Consider the following 18,800-nt stretch of genomic DNA (forward strand, 5'->3'; position numbering starts at 1 on the left):
GGTTTCTTGAAGGCTGGCTGGCGGGGAGCTGGCTTGCCGTGATCGCGTCTTTTAATATGACTCTTTCGATCACCTATTGCGTCGAGTAAATAACATGGCTAAGAAAGTCAAGTTTTATGGTGTCGCCCGGCTGTGATCCGGAATGGCGCTACGCAATTGATATAAAAGGACTATTTATGCAAGCCGCCGCAGAGCCGCCAGCTGGCGATCGCGAGAATGGCCAGCCCAGAACCATCGGCAGCGACGAACTGTTCGATGGCCAGAGCGAGGTTTTCATCCGGCACAACGGCGTGCAGTACCGCCTCAGAATCACCCGCCAAGACAAGCTCATCCTGACCAAATAGGTTCGAAATTGACCGTCAACGCTGCCAAGACTCCTGCCGAAATCCGAAGCCTGCGGGCTCTGCATCCCGAAATGCGCGAGCGGGATTTCGCCCGTATCCATGCCATTTCCGAGGGCGAACTGGTCGCCGCCGAAGTCGGGCGCAGCGCCATCCGGCTCAAGCCCGATCTCGACATCTTGCTCAATGGTCTGACGGCGGTTGGCGAAGTGATGGCGCTGACCCGCAACGAGAGTGCGGTGCACGAAAAGATCGGCCCCTATGAGAAGGTGGTGATCGGCCCCATGGCATCGATGGTGCTGGGCGAGCAGGTCGACCTGCGCATCTTCCCCTCAAAATGGGCCTTTGGCTTTGCCGTGGAAAAGCCCGGCGAGGATGGTGCGGTGCGGCGCTCGCTGCAGTTCTTCGACGCCCAGGGCCATGCGGTGCACAAGGTGCATGCCCGCCCCGCCACCAATCTTGAGGCCTGGTCGGTGCTGGTCACCAATCTGCGCCATCCCGAGCAGGTCGACGCCATCACTGTGACGCCCCAGCCACCCGTTGCCGAACCGGGCGAGCCGGCCGGCGTCGCTGCATTGCGCGAGCGCTGGCAGGCCCTGACGGATACGCATCAGTTCTTCGGCATGCTCAGGAAGCTCAATCTGCATCGCCTCACCGCGATCGAGATGGTCGGCGAGGACCTGGCCTGGCAGCTCGACGCCAAGGCCGTGGAACAGATGTTCGCCGCCGTCGCGGGGACTGACCTGCCGATCATGGCCTTTGTCGGCAATCACGGCTGCATCCAGATCCATGCCGGTCCGGTCACCAACATCAAGCCGATGGGCCCCTGGCTCAACGTGATGGACGACACCTTCCACCTCCATCTGCGGCTAGATCACATCGCCTCGGTCTGGGCCGTGCGCAAGCCGACCAGCGACGGGCACGTCACCTCGGTGGAGGTCTATGACGGCAATCGCGAGCTGATCATCCAGTTCTTCGGCAAACGCCAGGAAGGCTCCGACGAGCGCGCCGGCTGGCGCACTGCCGTCGAGCAATTGCCCCTGCATAACCAGTCCAACGCCGCATGAGGCCTGACATGAACACCCTTTCGTCTTTCCGCTTCATCGGCGCCGCTGTCCTGGCTCTCGGCCTTGGCCTGCCCAATGTCGCAGCCCAGGAACTGCATGAATTTGCCGATACCTCGCGCCTTGTCTCCATCGGCGGCTCCCTCACCGAGATCATCTTCGCCCTTGGCGAAGAGGGCAGGCTGGTTGCCCGCGACCAGACGGCCCTCTATCCCGAGGCGGCCCTTGCCCTTCCCGATGTCGGCTATATGCGCCAGCTGGCGCCCGAAGGCGTCTTGTCCGTCAGCCCGTCCGCCCTGCTGGTGATCGAGGGCAGTGGCCCGCCCGAAGCACTCGACGTGCTGAGCCAGGCTGGCGTTGAATATCAGACCGTGCCGGAGAGCTATTCGGCAGACGGCGTCCTGCTCAAGATCCGCGCGGTCGGCCAGGCGCTGGGTGCCGACGACAAGGCCGAGGCCCTTGCCCAGGACACCGAGCAGCAATTTTCTGACCTTGCCGCGCGCCGGCAGACGGTGACCGAACCCAAGCGCATCCTCTTCATCCTGTCGGCCGAGGGCGGCAAGATCCAGGCGTCGGGCAGCGATACGGCCGCCGATGGCATCATCGCGCTGGCCGGCGGGGTCAACGCCATCGACGAATATTCCGGCTACAAGGCGCTGACCGAGGAAGCGATTATCGACGCCGCGCCCGACGTCATCCTGATGATGGACCGCGGCGGCGACCACGCCGCCAGCGACGCCGAACTCAAGGCCAACCCCGCTATTGCGCTCACGCCGGCCGGCAAGAACGGGGCCTTCCATCGCCTCGATGGCGGCTATCTGCTCGGCTTCGGTCCGCGCACGGCCGCTGCGGCAGGCGAGCTGTTCAACCTCCTCTACGGCGCGCCGTAAGGAGCCTGGGATGGCGAATGCAATGACCATGTCCCGGACCAGCCTGACAGCGGATCGCCCTGATGGCGACCGCAGCGCGCTTGGCCGCGTCGCCATCCTCCTTCTTGCCATCCTGCTGCTGGCGATGATGCTCCTGTCCATGACCACCGGCGCTTCCGGCGCCTCGGCCTGGACCATTATCGGCGGATGGTTCGGCCTTGTGCCGGACCACGCCGAGCAGGTGCTGCGCGATCACGCCGTCATCTACAATATCCGCTTGCCGCGCATGGTGCTCGGGGCCATGGTCGGCGCGGCTTTGGCGGTTTCGGGCCTGCTCATGCAGGGCCTGTTCCGCAATCCGCTGGCCGATCCGGGTCTGGTTGGCGTTTCGGCGGGCGCCGGGCTGGGCGCGGTCAGCATCATCGTGCTGGGCACCACCATGCTCGCCCCGCTCACCGCCTTCCTGGGCATTTACGCCCTGCAGATCGCCTCCTTCCTCGGCGGCCTTGCGACCACCTTCATCCTCTATCGCGTCGCCACCCGCAGCGGGCAAACCGCGATTGCCACCATGCTGCTGGCCGGCATCGCCATCGCCGCACTGGCCGGCGCGATCACCGGCGTCCTGGTCTATGTCGCCACCGACAGCCAGTTGCGCGACCTGACGTTCTGGGGTCTGGGCTCGCTCTCGGGCGCCAACTGGACCAAGATCGCGGCCTCGGGTCCCATCATCACCATCTCGCTCATCGCCGCGGCTTTCCTCAGCAAGGGGCTCAATGCGCTGACGCTGGGCGAAGCCACAGCGGCCCACCTTGGCGTACCGGTGCAACGCTTCAAGCTTCTCACCATCCTGGCCGTTGCCGGCGCGACCGGCGCATCGGTGGCGGTGAGCGGCGGCATTGGCTTTGTCGGCATCGTCGTGCCGCACCTGCTGCGTCTGGTGATCGGCCCCGACCATCGCTACCTGCTGCCGGCCACGGCCCTCCTGGGAGCGTCCTTCCTGCTGCTGGCCGACGCGGTGAGCCGGCTGATCGTTGCCCCGGCCGAGCTGCCGATCGGCATCATCACCGCCGCTTTCGGCGGACCCTTCTTCCTCTGGATCCTGCTGCGCAAGCGCGCGGCCTTCGCCTGGTGACGTCATGATTGATGTGCATGCGCTTTCCGTCAGCCTGGGCCATCGCCAGATCCTGCACGACGTCTCCTTTTCAGCGCCGCCAGGTGCCGTGACGGCGGTCATCGGGCCCAATGGCTCGGGCAAGTCGACGCTGATGAAGGCGCTCTGCCGGGACTATGCCTATGACGGAACGGTCAGCCTCAATGGCCACGACCTGGCTTCGATCAGTCCGGTGCAGGCCGCGACATGGCGGGCAGTCTTGCCCCAGGCCAGCAGTCTGCCATTCCCCTTCACCGTGCGCGAAGTCGTTGCGCTGGGGTTGACGGCCGGACGGTCCGGCCTGCCGCTTGGCATGGTCCGGCAACTGCCCGACATGGCCCTGGCCGCGGTTGACCTCGCCGGCTTTGGCGGGCGCTATTATGGCGAGATCTCGGGCGGCGAACAGCAGCGCGTGCAACTGGCCCGCGTGCTCTGCCAGGTGTGGATCCCGGTGCTCGATGGCGTGCCGCGCTACCTCTTTCTCGACGAGCCGGTGTCCAGCCTCGACGTCAAGCACCAGCTGATGATCATGGATGTCGCCCGCCGCTATGCCGATGCCGGCGGCGGGGTCATCGCCATCCTGCACGATCTCAACCTGGCGGCGATGTATGCCGATACCATCCTGGCCCTGCGCGACGGGCGCGTGGCGGGGTTCGGCGCGCCCGGCACAGTGCTGACAGACCAGCTGATCTCCGAAGTGTTCGACTGTCCCCTGCGCGTCGGCGTGGCGCCGCCGGCCGGCCGGCCATTTGTCCTGCCCCAATCCGTCGGCCGCAGGCATGCGTCCGATCTCAACATCAAGGTTGCCTGATGCCCCTACGCCCCTTCGCCGCGACCCTGGCGCTCCTGCTCTGTTCACCCGCTCTTGCCCAGGCGCCGGCCTCTGCCCCCGCGTCCCTGGTGCTCGAACTCAATGCCCTCCAGCCTGCCGAGGCAGGATGCCGGGTGACCTTCCTCGCCACCAACCGCCTGGGCGGCCAGCTGGATCGCGCCGCCGTTGAGCTGGCCTTGTTCGATGCAGCCGGGACCATCGATCGCATCGTCACCCTCGATTTCAAGGACCTGAGCGCGGACAAGACCAAGGTGCTGCAGTTCGAGCTCGCCGGCCTGCAATGCGACGGCCTCGGCCGCCTGCTGGTCAATGACATTACCGCCTGCGAGGGCGCCATCACCCCGCCCACCATCTGTCTTGACGCGCTTGAGACCAGCACACGTCTCGACGTCGATTTCGGAGTCTAGCATGGCGGTCCAGGAACACAGCTTCTCCATGATCGCCCTCTTCATGCAGGCGGACTGGGTGGTCAAGTCGGTCATGCTGGGGCTGCTGCTGGCCTCGGTCTGGTGCTGGGCCATCATCGCCAACCGCATCTCGACCTATGCCAGGGCCCGCCGCGACATGGCCGCCTTCGACCGCGCCTTCGCCTCCGGTCGGCCGCTTGCCGAGCTGCGCAGCGACTATGCGGGTAAGGATGCCAGCGGCCTTTCGGCAGTCTTCCTCGCCGCGATGGAAGAATGGGACAAGAGCCATGCCCAGCACGCGGCAACGGCAGGTGGCCTGCAGAGCCGGCTCGAGATCGCGCTCGACCTGGCGGTCACCGAGCAAAGCGCCGAACTGGAAAAGCGGCTGGCCTTCCTCGCCACCATCGGCAGCGCCGGACCCTTTGTCGGCCTGTTCGGCACCGTCTGGGGCATCATGAATGCCTTCACCGCCATTGCCTCTGCCGAAAATACCAGCCTCGCCGTGGTGGCGCCCGGCATTGCCGAGGCCCTGCTGGCCACGGCGCTGGGTCTTCTGGCGGCCATTCCCGCGGTGATCGCCTACAACAAGCTCAATGCCGATGCCGGCGAGCTGATCGGGCGGCTGGAAGCCTTCGCGGACAGGCTCGTGGCGCTGCTGTCGCGGCAGCTGGACGCCGGGAAAACCCTTTGATGGGCATGTCGGCGGGCGGAGCCAAGGGCGGCAGGCGGCGCGGCCGTGCCCGCAATGCGGCGATCAGCGACATCAACGTGACGCCGATGGTGGACGTGATGCTGGTCCTGCTCGTTGTGTTCATGGTTGCCGCGCCGCTCATGACCATGGGCGTGCCGGTCGACCTGCCGCAGACCCAGGCGCAGGCCATGCCGCTGGAGCGCAAGCCCATCACCGTGACGGTGACGCCGGACGGCGCCATTTCCATCGACAGCGAACCGGTGACACTCCTAACGCTCGTACCGGCCGTCGCGGCCCTGGCCGTCGACGGAACCGATGAGCGGCTCTATGTGCGCGGCGACGCGACAGCCGCCTATGGCGCCATCATGGAGGTCATGGGCGCGCTCTCCGCGGCCGGCTACGGCCAGATCGGGCTGATCACCGAACGCAAGCAGGCCGAGTAATGCAGTGGGCTCTCCCTGGCTCGGCGCTGGTGCATGCCGCCGTAATCGGCCTGGCGCTCATCGGCTTTGCCTGGTCCGAGCCGGACGACGCGCCTGCCGCGGAGGCGGTGAGCGTCAGCATCGTCACCCTCTCGAACGTCTCGGCCAATGCCACCGAACTGGTACAAAGCCATTCAACGGTCAATCTGGTCTCCTCCGGATCTGCCGCACGCGCAGCACCGATCGAATCGCTCGAACCGGAGACGGTTGCGCCCGTGCAGCCGGCCGCCCAGCAGCCCCTGCGGAGTGACCCCGTCGAACCGGGCCCGGTCGATCCCGTCGAACCTGACGCGCCTGAGCCCCTCATGGCTAACCCGACCGTTGAGCTCGCCGAACTGAGCTCAACCGCCCTCAGCGCCCAGACAAGCCAGGCAGTCGCAGCAACGCCCGCCCCGACCCTTGCGCCGGTCAGCAGCGCGGACCTCAAGACCGCACCGGTGCCGAAAACACTCAGCTTCCAACGGCCGAGCCAGCCAACCCATTCCAGCCCCGCCCCGGCACCGGCCCAGCCCAAGCCACGCGTCCCCGCACCGCAGCCCAGCCAGTCCGGCAATGGCGGCGCCAGCAATGCTGATGCGATAGCTGCGGCAGGCGGCGCCGCACAGCAGGCCGGCGCCGGCAATGGCGGCGATGCCGAAGTTGCCCGCTATCCCAGCGAAGTGCTGGGCCGGCTGCGTCGCGCGCTGCGCAGCAATAGCAGCTCCCGGGGCGAGGTCGTGGTGCGGTTCACCGTGCTGGCCAATGGCCAGGTCTCGGGCATCAGCATCGGCCGATCCTCTGGCAATGCGGCCGTCGACCAGGCCGGCCTCACCACCGTCACCCGCGCCGCACCATTCCCGCCCATCCCGCCCCAGGCCAACCGTTCCAACTGGACCTTCGACGTGCCCTTGGCCTTCGGCGGCTGATCCGCTCAGGGGCAAGGTCGAACACACCTGGAAGGGTTCCGGAAACGACCAGCAGACACACCGCGTGCATCACGCGCGCTTGCAATCACACCGTTCTGGAAATCAATGAAGAAAACTGGTGCTGCCGGACAGGATTGAACTCTGCCATCGACCAGCATAAACGCCAGATTTCCTGGGGCTTCAGAGGCCGCTAGATGCAGTCTGAGTACCAATAGCGAGTACCTGCGTCAACAACCTCCCTTGGACTTGAGTTGGCCACTGCGCCTACTTAGTGAGCGCACCTGAAACCGTTGTAGCGATGGTCAACCATTCTGCGTCGATCCGGTCTCACTCTGAACGTCAAGCGTAAGTCCGTACTTCCGGCTTAGATCGAACAGGTCGAAGACAACGAATTCCACGTTTGACAGCTCGCCCATAGCCGTACGTGCGGCAAACAATGCGCGATCCGAGCTGAGACCTTCATCATCAGTCATCAAGACGACAAGCATACGCATCGAGGGAAGCAAGGTTTGCACCCGGCGAATGTAATCTGCGGTCTTGCGTAGTCTGGCATTGATTGACATGCCTGACCGCAACAGAGTGATTTCGACCCCTAGCTCGCCACTCTGAGTAGAGATAATGCCGTCTAACCGCAGTGATCCTGAAGGTGTTGAGAAGCTTACATTCCGCTTGATTGTTGCATCGTACTTCCGCTGCAACTCCTGAAGCGCAAGGCTCTCCGCGAAGTATGCCCGCCTAACCAAGTCAGCATTTGTTCGCCGGACTTCGACACTTGGCGATTTTTCTTCGGCCGGGGAGGGGCTGGGCGCAGCTCCCGACGGCTCTACGACAGCCGGGTCGTTGATTTCCGGCTGGCCTCCTGGCGGAAGCTCAACCAGAGCGCCATCCATTTCAACGGCAATTTCTTCTTGGAGCTTGCTACCGACTTGCTCTGGCGAGCTTGACTGGGCCGCCTGTAGGAAGCTCTCGTCTGTGCGATAGTCACCTGGGCCGTAAAGCTTCTTGTGATGAACTGATACAAGCCACGCGAATACCCCCAGAATCAAAACCGGGAACAGCGCGATGAAGAGAACTAGAATGGTCTGATTTTGCGGTTCTAGGGAACTGATAGAAGCGCCAAGTAGAAGGGCGCAAACGCCATAGATCAAGCTGATAAACAGCGCTATAGTTCCCAGTGGATTGCGTACAGACCAGCTCGGTAGATCGACCTTCATGTATTCCCCGGTTTTCGCGCCACTACTTCTATAGTGGAAGAATTTGAACTATACTATACGAATTCACCAACGGTATAGGATGGGACGGGTGTAATTTCTCTCTGATGCCGCCTGTTGGCTATTCCGTCCAAGAAGATGAAAGAACGTCTCTTCTGGGGTGGTTCCTAGACTCTCAGAGACGGGGCCAGCGGCCTGCAGCGTCCTTAAAAACTGCATGGGATCAAGAACCACAAGGTGCTGCCCATACAAACTCAGCTGCTCACCTAATTCAGCCAATTCGTCGTTCAACTCTCCATAGATCAGATCAAGACATGGGACAAAGATGCAAAACATGAATGCGGCGTCATTGGATATCTTGAGTGGCACTTCTTTCGCGAACAACGCCCTACCCTCTCGGACCATCCTTGAGGAGCCCCTTGTTTGAGAAATTGCTTTTGTTACATTCTTCCTCATACGCTTCTCGGCGTTCGCTCGGCTGGTTGGAGGCACCTCCCCGTCGAAGTCGAAGCACTTCGCTTGGATGGATAGTGCTGCGCCATCTCCAACAATAATGGCATCAGCGAACTCTCGTTTGTTACTCTCGGATATCGCGACTTCCGGCGAATGCACAAAGTGCAGCAATGTATGATCGCCAACAATCTGTGGAAGCATCTCATGCACTTCCGTAGCACCGCTAAAGCCCGCCACATGCATCACATTGCCAAGACCCGAAATCACACTAGATCGCGCGTCACTCTGGAATTCCGAAAAGATGACGTTTGGTGAGAAGCCGGTGGTCCGATCATCGCTGAACTTAGATACGGCTTGTGTGATTTCGTCTAATGAAGTCCCGGCATAGTCAGGGCCCTGAGGCACAAAGCTTGTTAGCAGTTCGCCCGCCTCGCCCTTGCCATTGTATCGTCCGGTGGTCCGCGCAATTTCCAAAGCATAATCATTGAAGAGGATAATGTCGAACTCTGCCCCCGAAAGAACCAGCGACAACGCAGTCTTTTCGCTCATTATCTCAACAGCAGAGAACAGATAAAATGGAAAGTCCGCCTTTTCGTCAATTCCAATCACATAAACAATATTCCCACTTTCAGTTGGGATAAGGTCTAACGAAGCTGAGCTACTCTCCGACACAAAATATAGATCTATTATGTTTGATTTGATGTAGAGCGTGGGTTTGCTCAAATCGTCCGTCATGCACATTTCAAACCGAGCGATACAGCTACCCGAAAGAAACTCGGACCTTCGCTGGCCAGAGAGAATATGAACCACAAATGTACCCTCAATTGGTTTGGCTGCGCATTTTTATACAGATGCGATGCCAGCAAGGCATAAAACATTACCTGGTCGTTCTATAGATTTTCCGCGATTTAGTTCAGTGTGGTGGCCCCAAAGACGACATTCAACAAGAGGCCATCGGCTTCTCCGATTGTAAAGGGTTCAAGTGGTTTTCGACATAATCAATGCCGTCTTCGTAGACGTGATGAGCTCGTACGGCCTGCCGATTGCTGGAACCACAGGAGCTGTTGGGAGTGTGGCTTGGCGAAACCTTCTTAGTCAGCGTGTCGCTGCCGCGAGGGACATTTTGACCGATGAGCTTTCGAGAGGGACAAGAACACTTGATGATGTGCCTGCAGAAGATGTGGCGGCGGTCACCTTTCGGTACATGCGGTCAGCAGTTGAGGGGACCGCGAGGCTCAACTTACGGCTGATGGCTGCTACCGCGTCAGGGCAGGCGCGGGGGGGCGACCTCTATGCTGACCAGTTTTTGCGATGGGCCGACCTAATCGCCAGCCTGCGGCGGGAAGAAATCATAGTGCTTGCCACGCTATTTCGGGAGTGGACCGTCTTTAAAGGCCCCGGTGTGAACAAGCTCGGCGCATGGGCTATAGCGCAAGAGGCGCTGGAAGCATCGGAGGGAATGGACACCAAGACGTCTGACGCTTACGGCACCGCATGCCTCCGTACAGGACTAGTTCAGATGGCCACAGGCTCCCTCGGGGGCGGTCACAGCATTTTTCCAACTGCGCTGCTGGGGGAATTTGTGCGGCTGGCCGATATTGAAGGCGTATTGCATAGGGACAAAGCTTCTTTAAGGACAAGGCCGGTGTAGCTATCAGTGGTTGGGCGTCTCAGAGCGCCTCCCGCGATAGAAACAATAGACACCTTCCTTATAAGGATCGGTTCATAGCCCGCTCCCAAATGCTACGACCGCTCTTCACCCATCACTCGGTAGACGGCAGATCGAGCCACGTTGGAGTGCTTTGCAATCGCCGTGGGCTTGCGACCTACGGCCAAGGCGTTCCTGATAGCCCTTGATCACTGTGCATCGGCTTTCGCCACGATAAAGCTGGCTCGCTCGTAAAGCTCTGAGAATGTCACAATTTCTACGTTGCGCGTGTCTCTGCGGAACAGCTCGAAGGTTCGCAGTTTGAGCTGCGTCTCCCGCTCGGTAGTCGCCTTAAACGCCGCGTCGTCACCGATGATCAACAGCGCCTTGGGGTCAGCCGTCAATTGATGGATGTGATTGCCATCGCGGGTCACTGCTGACATCGCGCTACGCACCTGCCAACTCGCCTTCTGTTCCAGGATTTGGGACACCGCATCATAGAGGTCGGTGGACAGCTTCCACGCTCCAGACCTGTTCCGCCTAGAGCTGAACAATATGGTGCCCGGGAGTTTCAACTCCACTAGCATTGTGAAGTGTTTGCTCGCAGCAAGGAAGTCTGTGGTGGGGGAATTAGCTCCGCTGAGGTCCGGCGTCCCAACTTCCGCCTCATCCTGGAGAATGCCAAGGAAGCGGTAGTCTAGGCCATAGCCGAAAATCCATTCGTTCTGCTTGAAGAAGTGCTGCCAAGCTTTTTCGGGCTGGTCCAACCGCACCTCGTTGGATCGGGCGTAGTCCTCAACTGCGCTAGGCGAGCGTAGCAGCCTCTCGAAGAGTGCGAGCTGCTGCTTTCGGTAGCCAAGGTTGACGATGTCATGGGACGTGATAAGGCCGCTCTTGACCAGCTCCTCCACAATCCTCTGACCATCAGGCTGGATGAGAAGGGTACGAAGGGTCTTGCCGACCTCCGCGCTGATGCCCGCGCCTTGCCCTTCCATGAGCTGAACCCGGCGCTCATTAATGTTGGCCAAATCCAATTCGGAGAGCATCGCAAGGAGCTGGGCCAGCTTTTCAAAGGAGAAGTGAGTGAGTTTAAAGGGTTCCCCAGGGCCGTGAGGTTGCTCCACCCAGCCCTCATTCTTGTGGAACTTAAAACGCTTCAGGGTGACCTCTTTTATCCTCGAACTCTGTTTGATGAAGGTGAGGGTGAGTTTGAGGCGGTTTCGGATGTGGTCCGGCTCCTCATACTCCAGTGCGGTGTCTCCCTCTTCCGTGGTGAGGATGTTGAAGTATTTCCCCTCACCATTCTTGAAGTGATAGGTGTAGAGGTGGTCCAGGCGGGCCCCAGACACGAACGTTGCTTCACCCTCATCCGACAAGTCCGCGCCTCCCATTCACGACGAAAAACAATAGACAGCCCCACTCAGAACGCTCACAGAACAACCCGGAACCCCCTCAGCCTAGACTGTCGCAAAGCCCTCAGGCGCCTCCTCTGCCAGCCTTTTCGCCAACTTGGATAGGGTCGAACGGGAGCATTGGATGCTCCTCACTCACCGGTCGCGCGCCCCTAGAAGACCGACACAGTGACACCGCTTGCCTGCAGAGGGCAACAGTTTCTGTGGAGAGGTTACGGGCGTAATCTCCCCGCAGGCCATTGATCTACGATCAATGAGCGGACAAGAAAAACATATTATTGTGGCTGCTGTCCCCGCCCGCCAAGAGAAGCCTAGACATCTATTTTCGTTCGTCACAACCAGCTCGGTCCAAGCACCCTCGACACTTAGTCCAAGTCCCGCCCCTCGAAACAGGACAGGACAGGACCAGCTGGCGGTTGGCTTATGAAGAGAGCCTTGCTCCTGCTTTATGGTACGCTGACGTCCGTGGAGAACCGTTATGCTCGTCCGAAAGTCATTGGTCACATCAGCCGCTTTGCTGTTATCCGCGTCTACTGCCTTGGCGGAGGTTGAGAACTTCGGCCCTTTTCTGATTGATACCGTAAACCCAACCACAGCGGTTTTGGTGGGGACGATCGACCAGAACGCACCTCTGGACTTCCGCCGTCTCATGCGAGAATACCCAACCGTTGAAACTCTGGCGCTGGCCAGTAATGGTGGAGACGTAACAGCAGCCCTATTGATAGCTCAGGAGGTGGCCCTCCTTGGCTTCAAGACGTATGTACCTGAAGCAGATGGCTGCTATTCGGCTTGCGCTTTCATCTTCTTCGCGGGCGACGAGCGGGTAGTTCTTGGGGAACTAGGGGTTCACCAAGTTTCCGGAACCATTCCAGACGACTACTCTACGCAGGTGGCTGTCGCGGACATACTGGACAATCTATCCACCTTCGGAGTGCCAGATCGCGTACTTCTGGAAATGCTCCGCACTCCTCCTCAATCCATGAAGATTTACACAAGTGATGACGCTCAGAGCCTGGGAATAAATCGGAGAGCAGTCGCGGACGCCTCCGCGCCAGTGCAAGCAGTCCCAGCGCCTGAAGTGGTCGCAACCCCTGAGATCAGCGCGGCCACCAACGCCCCGTCGATGGCGAAAGTTAGCTCAATCGACTACGTGGAGGGCGGAGGCATTTGGACTGAATGGGAGTATCAGGTCCATCAGCCTGCCCAATTGCATGGTTGGTTCTCAGCCATGGGGTTACCGCGAGATAACATTGACGCCTTTATCGGCCTGCTTCGTCAGCGTGTAGGCTCAGAAACCGTTCCCGCATGGTCAAAAGCATGGGTGCTGACTTGGCCTGTGAACGAGGGCGGACGCGAAATCAGAGTGGCAGCCCGCGTCAGCTTATACGTCCCGCGGGCATCTGACGGCCTTTTGCTCCACGGGATTACTGTAGAGATGGATAGCAGGGGCGTTTTCATAGAAGTTCCCGAGCCACCGCTGGAGTGAGGGGCAGCGTCTGGACATATGCGCCGCAACACAATTTCTCCGGCACCCGCCGTATGCCCTCCGACGAAAATGCCTTATATACCCGCCTCAAGCAGCCCGCTCCAACACCCGCGAAACCTGGGTAGGTGTCCAAGTCCCCCCCCTTGAGGTCGGGATGCCCGTCTCGTTCAGCGTGGCAGCGATGCTGGCGAGGGTTGCCCCCGACTGACGTAACGGCCCGATTACCTTCATCACCTTCTCTGCTTCACTGTTGGCCTTCGCCTGCACGGCAGCGTTCCTCTTCATGGTCTTGTCCCTGAGGCCACCAAGATGCTTGCCGTTGGCCTTGGCCACCTTCAGTGCTGCCTTAGTCCGTTCTGAGATGAAGGTTCGCTCCTGTTCCGCCAGCGCCGCGTAGATATGCAGTTGGAACTTGTCAGCGAAGGGCATTGAGGCCACCCGGAGCCTGACAGCCTTGTCATCCATCAAAGCAGCTATAAACGACACCTTGCGGCTCAGGCGGTCGAGCTTGGCAACCAGCAGCTCGGCACCAGTAGATCGCGCCAGCTTCAGCGCCCGAGTAAGCTGTGGGCGATCATCGGAGCGACCCGATAGCACGTCCTGAAATCTGCCGATGACCTCGTAGGGCATCTTGGAGAAACTGGTCAGGAACAGCTCGATGTCGCGCTCTTGAGCCGCAAGACCCAGACCGCTCTTGCCCTGCTCGTCCGTGCTAACACGAGTGTAGATTACGTACTTCTTCATGGCTCAATCCCTCGATGAGCCCGACCATATTAAGCGAATTATCAAACGTCAACGGTCGTTGTGCCTGTAAAATCCTACTTGGATTGCCGCGGACGGGCACTTCGGAGACAACGCTAGGGGGGAGCGCGTTATGGTCAACAATCTGAACAAGGGCAGACCCCCTGGTTGGGAAGAGGCTGAGTTATTCAGTTTCATTGAGGACAGCTGGAGCAACGCCCTAGCCACCTTCGCCAACAAGAACATCATCTGCAGGCGCCTAGATGAGGTGGACCAAATATTTCTGAAGGTGCAGCGAGGGCTCAGCCTATCTCGCATGAAGGAATTGGTCCCCGCCTTGCTCTTCATGCGCTGCTTCAGCGCGTACAGGTCGATGGTGACGCTAGGACTGGCATCCCCAACTGATGCCTTTGCGGTAATGCGCTCCTGCCTAGAGAGCGCTGCCTACGCCATGTATGTGCATGGAGATGAGAAGCTAGCAGAGGTCTGGCTGAGGCGAAGCGAGACCAAATCAGCCGCTCAGGAGGTTAGAGATCTCTTCAAGCAAGGTTTGGTCCGGGCGGCGATTAAAGCCAAAGACCCAAAAGTAGCGAGCGACTATGGTCAGCTTTATGAACGGGCAATTGACTTCGGTGCCCACCCCAATGAACAGGCTGTGCTTACGAACATGGTGGCCGGGTCACTGAGGGGTGGTGGAGAGCTGCAGTACTCGCTGCTCAGTGGGGACGGACCACTGTTGGACGGCATTCTCCGCAGCGCGGTGCAGACCGGCATATGTGCTCTCCACATCTTCTCTCACGTCTTCCCCGCACGGTATGATGGGAGCGTACGGGCTGAGCTGGTTAGAGTGTCTCGAGACTTCTAAATTGTGCCAGGTCATAGACGACCGACATCACCGGGCGCTGATGCCCCCCACCGGGGGGAAGGGCCAGGAACCGTTATTCTATTTGACCCCTCAGATTTTTTCCCAGAAACATCCCGGTCCTCTCAGCACCGCCCAAGGAGGCACTCCGAGGTGTAGTCAAGAGGGTTGTGATGGCCACGGGGGACAACCAAGAGACACCACTTCCTGCTCGAGCCATTTCAGTTGCACTTCAGCTTCATGGCTCTTGGGGTTCTCTCCGAGGGGACTGAGGAGGATGGATGGTCATGGTGGTCATGGTCATTCTCCCTCTCTGGTCTCCCCACGGCCTCCCGGCCTATGGTGGTGGTAATTGTTCCTTATGGTGGGGGTAATCGTGAGGCCGGCGACTTAGCCCCACAAACCTCCGAAGGCCAGCAGGTGGTTATTTGATCAAAGCGCGCCGCCTAAGCGCTCTTCGCTCGTAACTTTCGCACTCTCAGAGGCCGACGAGGCGGCAAATCGCTTTTCAGCGGCCTTGGGGGGACCAACTCAAGCGACGGCCTCCAGTCGCTGGCTTCCACGTCAAAGCGAGGCAGCTTGTTGATTTCGGCATCCACAACTTCGGGTGACCAGTCGCCATAGCCTTCACGCGCATCTGTCTGGGACCGGCTCCCCAACATGTAATCGCGGGCCTCCTTGTCCATTTTGTAAGTACGGCTCAGCGTAGTGAATGCGTGACGCCAAGCATGGCTCGGCCTGTCGCCTGGCGCAGCAATGCCTAACTCGTCTGTAACCCAATCGGCGATCTTGTCGCCTGCGCTCTTTGCCCTGTGGTTAGACAAAGATTTCAGGTCCGTTCCCTCAGGATAGGGGGTGTAAAATGCGGGGCCATCGCCAATTGCCCTGAACATGTCCAGCAAGCCTAGTTCGATGAGGTGAGCGTGGATGCCGGTTGTCCAAGCATTTTTCCCCTTCGTACTGCCGTCGTCAGGTGTGATCAGCAGATATGGAATGCCGTTCTCTTCACGTAGGTGTCTGCCGCGAAACTGCGTAACCTCGGTCACCCGTAGTCCGGTGTAGGCGCAAATCCAAGGCACCCAGAAAAGGGCTCGTTGGTAAGGGATTTCGAGGTTCTTTGAAGAACCTCGGAACGTAGCCTGAAGAATGGTTTTGGCCTGCTCAGCACTGTATCCCTTCGAGCCGGTAGGGGCAGGGGCGTCTCTTTCGTCCCGTATGTTTGCCGCCACGTTTGTGGGAAGGTCAAATTCCTTCACTCCGTGGTTCAAGGCGACCTTAAGGCTAGTGAGGTACTGGTCATTTATTGTCTTCTTGGCCAAACCCCGCTTGATCAACGCATCTCGCCACCGCCGTACGTCATCCTTCGTGATGCGCCCGACCTCCTCGTGTCCAACGAAGGCGATAAAGTTTTTCAAACATCCGCGGTACTTATCGAAAGTGTCATCCTTCTTGGACTGAGTTCGTTGCTTGTGCGCAAGCAATCCCGTCAGCGTGGTGGGGTCGTCGCCACCGACCGCCTTTGCTGCCTTTGGCGCGGCTACCCGTTGCTCAATCTCCACTGGCGGAAACCGCTGTGCGACAGCGTCTGGGGAGTAGTCGCCCCTGCTGCGGCGTTCTAACAAGGTGGCTACATCGCCAACTGCCCGGTCAAACTCCACCAGTAGCCGCTGGTAGGTCTCGGGAGTTACCGTCAAGTGATGTTGCTTCAGCGCCCCGTCGACCCACGAGCCAAGGCGCGCCTCTAGAGAGGGTGGTCTGATCATTAGGGCTGCTGCTGGCGATACCTTGAGCTTTGCGCCCACTTCTGCCCGCTCGCGCCTTCTCTGTGCCCATAGGGCGGCTTCTCCGGGGTCGTCTTCCAATGCCGCCGAGATAGCGTGGTACATCTCCCCGGCCAGAGCGGTGATCTGCTTAAGGGTAAGTTTTACGGGACCGTTCTCAAAACTTAGCCAGATGCGGTTGAATTCAGCCTCAGCTTCATTGGCCCGTTGCTTGGCCTCTGCAATGGTCTTGGTACGCAGCGATACCTTGATGTAGTCGCCCAGTTTCACTGTGCAGGGCATTCCATCCACCGTGACGGTGACCGATTTGCCTTTGGCAACAGCCAACAGTCGAGCTGGGACGCGCTGCTTGAGCCAGTAAACGCCAGTGCTGGGATGCTTGTATGGGGAAGGCATAGACAAGACCATGAGAACCACCCTTGAGTACCAAAGGCGACCTCGAAAAGTCCAGAAAATCCAAATTGTTTAATGCCATCAAAGAGATGGAATGGTGCTGCCGGACAGGATTGAACTGTCGGCCTCCCCCTTACCAAGGGGGTGCTCTACCACTGAGCTACGGCAGCATCTGGAGCGCTCGGCAAGAAAGTGGCAAACCACTTCTAGGCTGGGGGAGCGCGTCCGCTATGTTTTCGTGCGCGGCCGGGATGCCCGGCGCGACGGGGGCTCTACTGCCATAGGGTCTGGCTCGACGCAAGGCTAAAAAACGCCTATCACCGGCTTGGAGGCAAACACGATTCTTCTCGCACCATGAGCAAAACCGAACAAGCTGCGCTGCGTGAGCAAAGATTGGCCGCAAAGCTCCGCGAGAACCTCAAGCGCCGGAAGGGTCAGGCCAAGGCACGCGCCGATTCGGAGCGTCAGGCCCCTGAGCCCCAGCCAGCCCCTGGAACCGATACGGTCAATAAACCGTAAACCAGTTTCAGGCGATGATACTGTACTACTGGCGGCCTCCCCAGGGTCTCCAGCCATTTCTGAGAACGGCGAGTCTGGCTTACGTGGCAACTAGGACTTGGCCTACCTCCATTCCCAGGTAGCAAGGGCGTTACGCCCGCCATATAGGACAAGACTATGGACCGTATCCGTTTGATCGGCGGCAATGAACTCAACGGCGAGATCCCGATTTCGGGCGCCAAGAATGCCGCCCTGCCGCTGATGATCGCCTCCCTGCTCACCGATGAGCCGCTGGTGCTGCAGAATGTGCCGCGCCTCGCCGACGTCAAGCAGCTCGAGCGCATCCTCGAAAACCACGGCGTCGACATTGCCGTGCATGGCCGCCGCCGCGGCGAGGAGGAGGGCGTGGGCCAGCGCATGACCTTCCTGGCCGCCGATATTGTCGACACCACCGCGCCTTATGAGCTGGTGTCCAAGATGCGCGCCAGCTTCTGGGTCATCGGCCCGCTGCTGGCCCGCTGCCATGAGGCCCGCGTCTCGCTGCCCGGCGGCTGCGCCATCGGCACCCGCCCGGTCGATCTCTTCCTCTATGGCCTCAAGGAACTGGGCGCCGAGATTGATATCGATGATGGCTATGTCGTCGCCAAGGCCCCCAAGGGTGGCCTCGTCGGCGCCCATATCAGGTTCCCCAAGGTTTCGGTCGGCGCCACCCACACGCTGCTGATGGCGGCAAGCCTGGCCCGCGGCACCACGGTGCTCGAAAACGCGGCCCAGGAACCCGAAATCACCAATGTCGCCGAATGCCTCGTAGCAATGGGCGCAAAGATTTCCGGCATCGGCACGCGCACCCTCACCATCGAGGGTGTGGAGCGCCTGCATGGCGCCACGGTCGACGTCATTCCCGACCGCATCGAGACCGGCACCTTTGCCATGGCGGCCGCCATGACCGGGGGCAATGTGCTGCTCAAGGGCGCGCGGCCCGAGCATCTGCAGTCCGCCCTCGATATCCTGGCCATGACCGGTGTCGACCTCACTGTCGAGCCCCGTGGCCTGCGCGTCCATCGCAATGGCAATGGCATTCAGTCTGTCGACGTCGAGACCGATCCGTTCCCCGGCTTCCCCACCGATCTGCAGGCCCAGTTCATGGCCCTGATGACCATGAGCTCTGGCACCAGCCATATCCGCGAGACCATCTTCGAAAACCGCTACATGCATGTGGCCGAACTGGTCCGCTTCGGCGCCGACATCACGGTCGATGGCCAGATGGCCACCGTGCGCGGCAAGCCCCAGCTCAAGGGTGCCCAGGTCATGGCCACCGACCTGCGCGCCTCGGTGTCGCTGGTCATTGCCGGCCTTGCCGCCAAGGGCGAGACCATCGTCAACCGCATCTATCACCTCGATCGCGGTTTCGAGCGTCTCGAAGACAAGCTGAGCCGCTGCGGCGCAGAGATCGAACGCGTCGCCGGCTAGACACCCCACCTAACCTCCCCCTGAACAAGGGGGAGGGATCTCTCGGTGGCTTTGGCTGGATCGCGCCACAAACTGGATCGGTCCCTCCCCCTTCTTCAGGGGGA

Annotated in this window: 18 protein-coding genes and 1 tRNA gene; 13 read left to right on the forward strand and 6 right to left on the reverse strand. The window is 60.1% G+C overall.

Annotation, left to right across the window (positions count from 1 at the left end; all coding sequences use genetic code 11):
* Positions 1–116: 116 nt before the first annotated feature.
* From hemP to ACLI1C_RS04695, 9 genes are read left to right on the forward strand one after another with little or no spacing between them, the layout of a single operon-like run.
* Complete coding sequence (gene hemP, locus ACLI1C_RS04655) at positions 117–344, forward strand: hemin uptake protein HemP (RefSeq protein ID WP_411395688.1); 228 nt, start codon at positions 117–119, stop codon at positions 342–344.
* An 8-nt stretch (positions 345–352) separates the two neighbouring features.
* The gene (locus ACLI1C_RS04660) at positions 353–1,408 is read left to right on the forward strand and encodes a hemin-degrading factor (protein WP_411395689.1); all 1,056 of its coding nucleotides are present in this window, start codon (positions 353–355) and stop codon (positions 1,406–1,408) included.
* 8 nt (positions 1,409–1,416) lie between these two features.
* On the forward strand, positions 1,417–2,295 hold the full coding sequence (locus tag ACLI1C_RS04665; RefSeq protein ID WP_411395690.1) for a hemin ABC transporter substrate-binding protein: 879 nt from the start codon (positions 1,417–1,419) through the stop codon (positions 2,293–2,295).
* 10 nt (positions 2,296–2,305) lie between these two features.
* Positions 2,306–3,406: a FecCD family ABC transporter permease gene (locus tag ACLI1C_RS04670; protein WP_411395691.1), complete on the forward strand. Its 1,101-nt coding sequence runs from the start codon at positions 2,306–2,308 to the stop codon at positions 3,404–3,406.
* Between the two features lie 4 nt (positions 3,407–3,410).
* The gene (locus tag ACLI1C_RS04675) at positions 3,411–4,235 is read left to right on the forward strand and encodes a heme ABC transporter ATP-binding protein (protein ID WP_411395693.1); all 825 of its coding nucleotides are present in this window, start codon (positions 3,411–3,413) and stop codon (positions 4,233–4,235) included.
* Positions 4,235–4,663 carry a hypothetical protein gene (locus ACLI1C_RS04680; RefSeq protein ID WP_411395694.1) on the forward strand — a complete coding sequence of 143 codons (429 nt, stop codon included), beginning with the start codon at positions 4,235–4,237 and terminating at the stop codon, positions 4,661–4,663. The genes ACLI1C_RS04675 and ACLI1C_RS04680 overlap by 1 nt, the downstream gene beginning before the upstream one ends.
* Entirely contained in the window at positions 4,650–5,354 is a 705-nt protein-coding gene (gene tolQ, locus ACLI1C_RS04685; protein WP_411398223.1) for a protein TolQ, read from the forward strand. Before ACLI1C_RS04680 ends, tolQ begins: the two co-directional genes overlap by 14 nt.
* Positions 5,354–5,797 (forward strand): biopolymer transporter ExbD, encoded by a 444-nt coding sequence (locus tag ACLI1C_RS04690; RefSeq protein ID WP_411395695.1) that lies wholly within the window; start codon positions 5,354–5,356, stop codon positions 5,795–5,797. Before tolQ ends, ACLI1C_RS04690 begins: the two co-directional genes overlap by 1 nt.
* Positions 5,797–6,741, forward strand: a complete 945-nt coding sequence (locus ACLI1C_RS04695) for a TonB family protein (protein ID WP_411395696.1) — start codon at positions 5,797–5,799, stop codon at positions 6,739–6,741. Before ACLI1C_RS04690 ends, ACLI1C_RS04695 begins: the two co-directional genes overlap by 1 nt.
* A 302-nt stretch (positions 6,742–7,043) precedes the next feature.
* Here the strand turns inward: ACLI1C_RS04695 and ACLI1C_RS04700 are convergent, their stop codons facing one another.
* Positions 7,044–7,955, reverse strand: a complete 912-nt coding sequence (locus ACLI1C_RS04700; protein ID WP_411395697.1) for a hypothetical protein — start codon at positions 7,953–7,955, stop codon at positions 7,044–7,046.
* Positions 7,956–8,018: 63 nt separating this feature from the next.
* Positions 8,019–9,140 (reverse strand): hypothetical protein, encoded by a 1,122-nt coding sequence (locus tag ACLI1C_RS04705; RefSeq protein ID WP_411395698.1) that lies wholly within the window; start codon positions 9,138–9,140, stop codon positions 8,019–8,021.
* Between the two features lie 388 nt (positions 9,141–9,528).
* Here ACLI1C_RS04705 and ACLI1C_RS04710 point away from each other — a divergent pair, with 388 nt between their 5' ends.
* On the forward strand, positions 9,529–10,056 hold the full coding sequence (locus tag ACLI1C_RS04710) for a hypothetical protein (RefSeq protein WP_411395699.1): 528 nt from the start codon (positions 9,529–9,531) through the stop codon (positions 10,054–10,056).
* Between the two features lie 206 nt (positions 10,057–10,262).
* Here the strand turns inward: ACLI1C_RS04710 and ACLI1C_RS04715 are convergent, their stop codons facing one another.
* A complete protein-coding gene (locus tag ACLI1C_RS04715; RefSeq protein ID WP_411395701.1) occupies positions 10,263–11,429 on the reverse strand; it encodes a Shedu immune nuclease family protein in 1,167 nt (388 codons plus the stop codon).
* Between the two features lie 514 nt (positions 11,430–11,943).
* Between ACLI1C_RS04715 and ACLI1C_RS04720 the strand changes: the two genes are divergently transcribed.
* A complete protein-coding gene (locus tag ACLI1C_RS04720) occupies positions 11,944–12,951 on the forward strand; it encodes a hypothetical protein (RefSeq protein WP_411395703.1) in 1,008 nt (335 codons plus the stop codon).
* Between the two features lie 87 nt (positions 12,952–13,038).
* Here the strand turns inward: ACLI1C_RS04720 and ACLI1C_RS04725 are convergent, their stop codons facing one another.
* Positions 13,039–13,695 (reverse strand): recombinase family protein, encoded by a 657-nt coding sequence (locus tag ACLI1C_RS04725; RefSeq protein ID WP_411395704.1) that lies wholly within the window; start codon positions 13,693–13,695, stop codon positions 13,039–13,041.
* 130 nt (positions 13,696–13,825) lie between these two features.
* On the opposite strand from ACLI1C_RS04725, the gene ACLI1C_RS04730 reads away from it, so the two are divergent.
* On the forward strand, positions 13,826–14,557 hold the full coding sequence (locus ACLI1C_RS04730; RefSeq protein ID WP_411395705.1) for a hypothetical protein: 732 nt from the start codon (positions 13,826–13,828) through the stop codon (positions 14,555–14,557).
* Between the two features lie 443 nt (positions 14,558–15,000).
* Here ACLI1C_RS04730 and ACLI1C_RS04735 read toward each other — a convergent pair whose 3' ends face one another.
* Both ACLI1C_RS04735 and ACLI1C_RS04740 read right to left on the reverse strand, forming a co-directional pair.
* Positions 15,001–16,743, reverse strand: a complete 1,743-nt coding sequence (locus tag ACLI1C_RS04735; RefSeq protein WP_411395706.1) for an integrase — start codon at positions 16,741–16,743, stop codon at positions 15,001–15,003.
* 80 nt (positions 16,744–16,823) lie between these two features.
* Positions 16,824–16,898, reverse strand: a tRNA-Thr gene (locus tag ACLI1C_RS04740).
* A gap of 505 nt (positions 16,899–17,403) precedes the next feature.
* Between ACLI1C_RS04740 and murA the strand changes: the two genes are divergently transcribed.
* On the forward strand, positions 17,404–18,696 hold the full coding sequence (gene murA / locus ACLI1C_RS04745) for a UDP-N-acetylglucosamine 1-carboxyvinyltransferase (RefSeq protein WP_411395707.1): 1,293 nt from the start codon (positions 17,404–17,406) through the stop codon (positions 18,694–18,696).
* Positions 18,697–18,800 lie beyond the last annotated feature (104 nt).

Source organism: Devosia sp. XGJD_8 (assembly GCF_046614475.1).
Classification (GTDB): domain Bacteria; phylum Pseudomonadota; class Alphaproteobacteria; order Rhizobiales; family Devosiaceae; genus Devosia.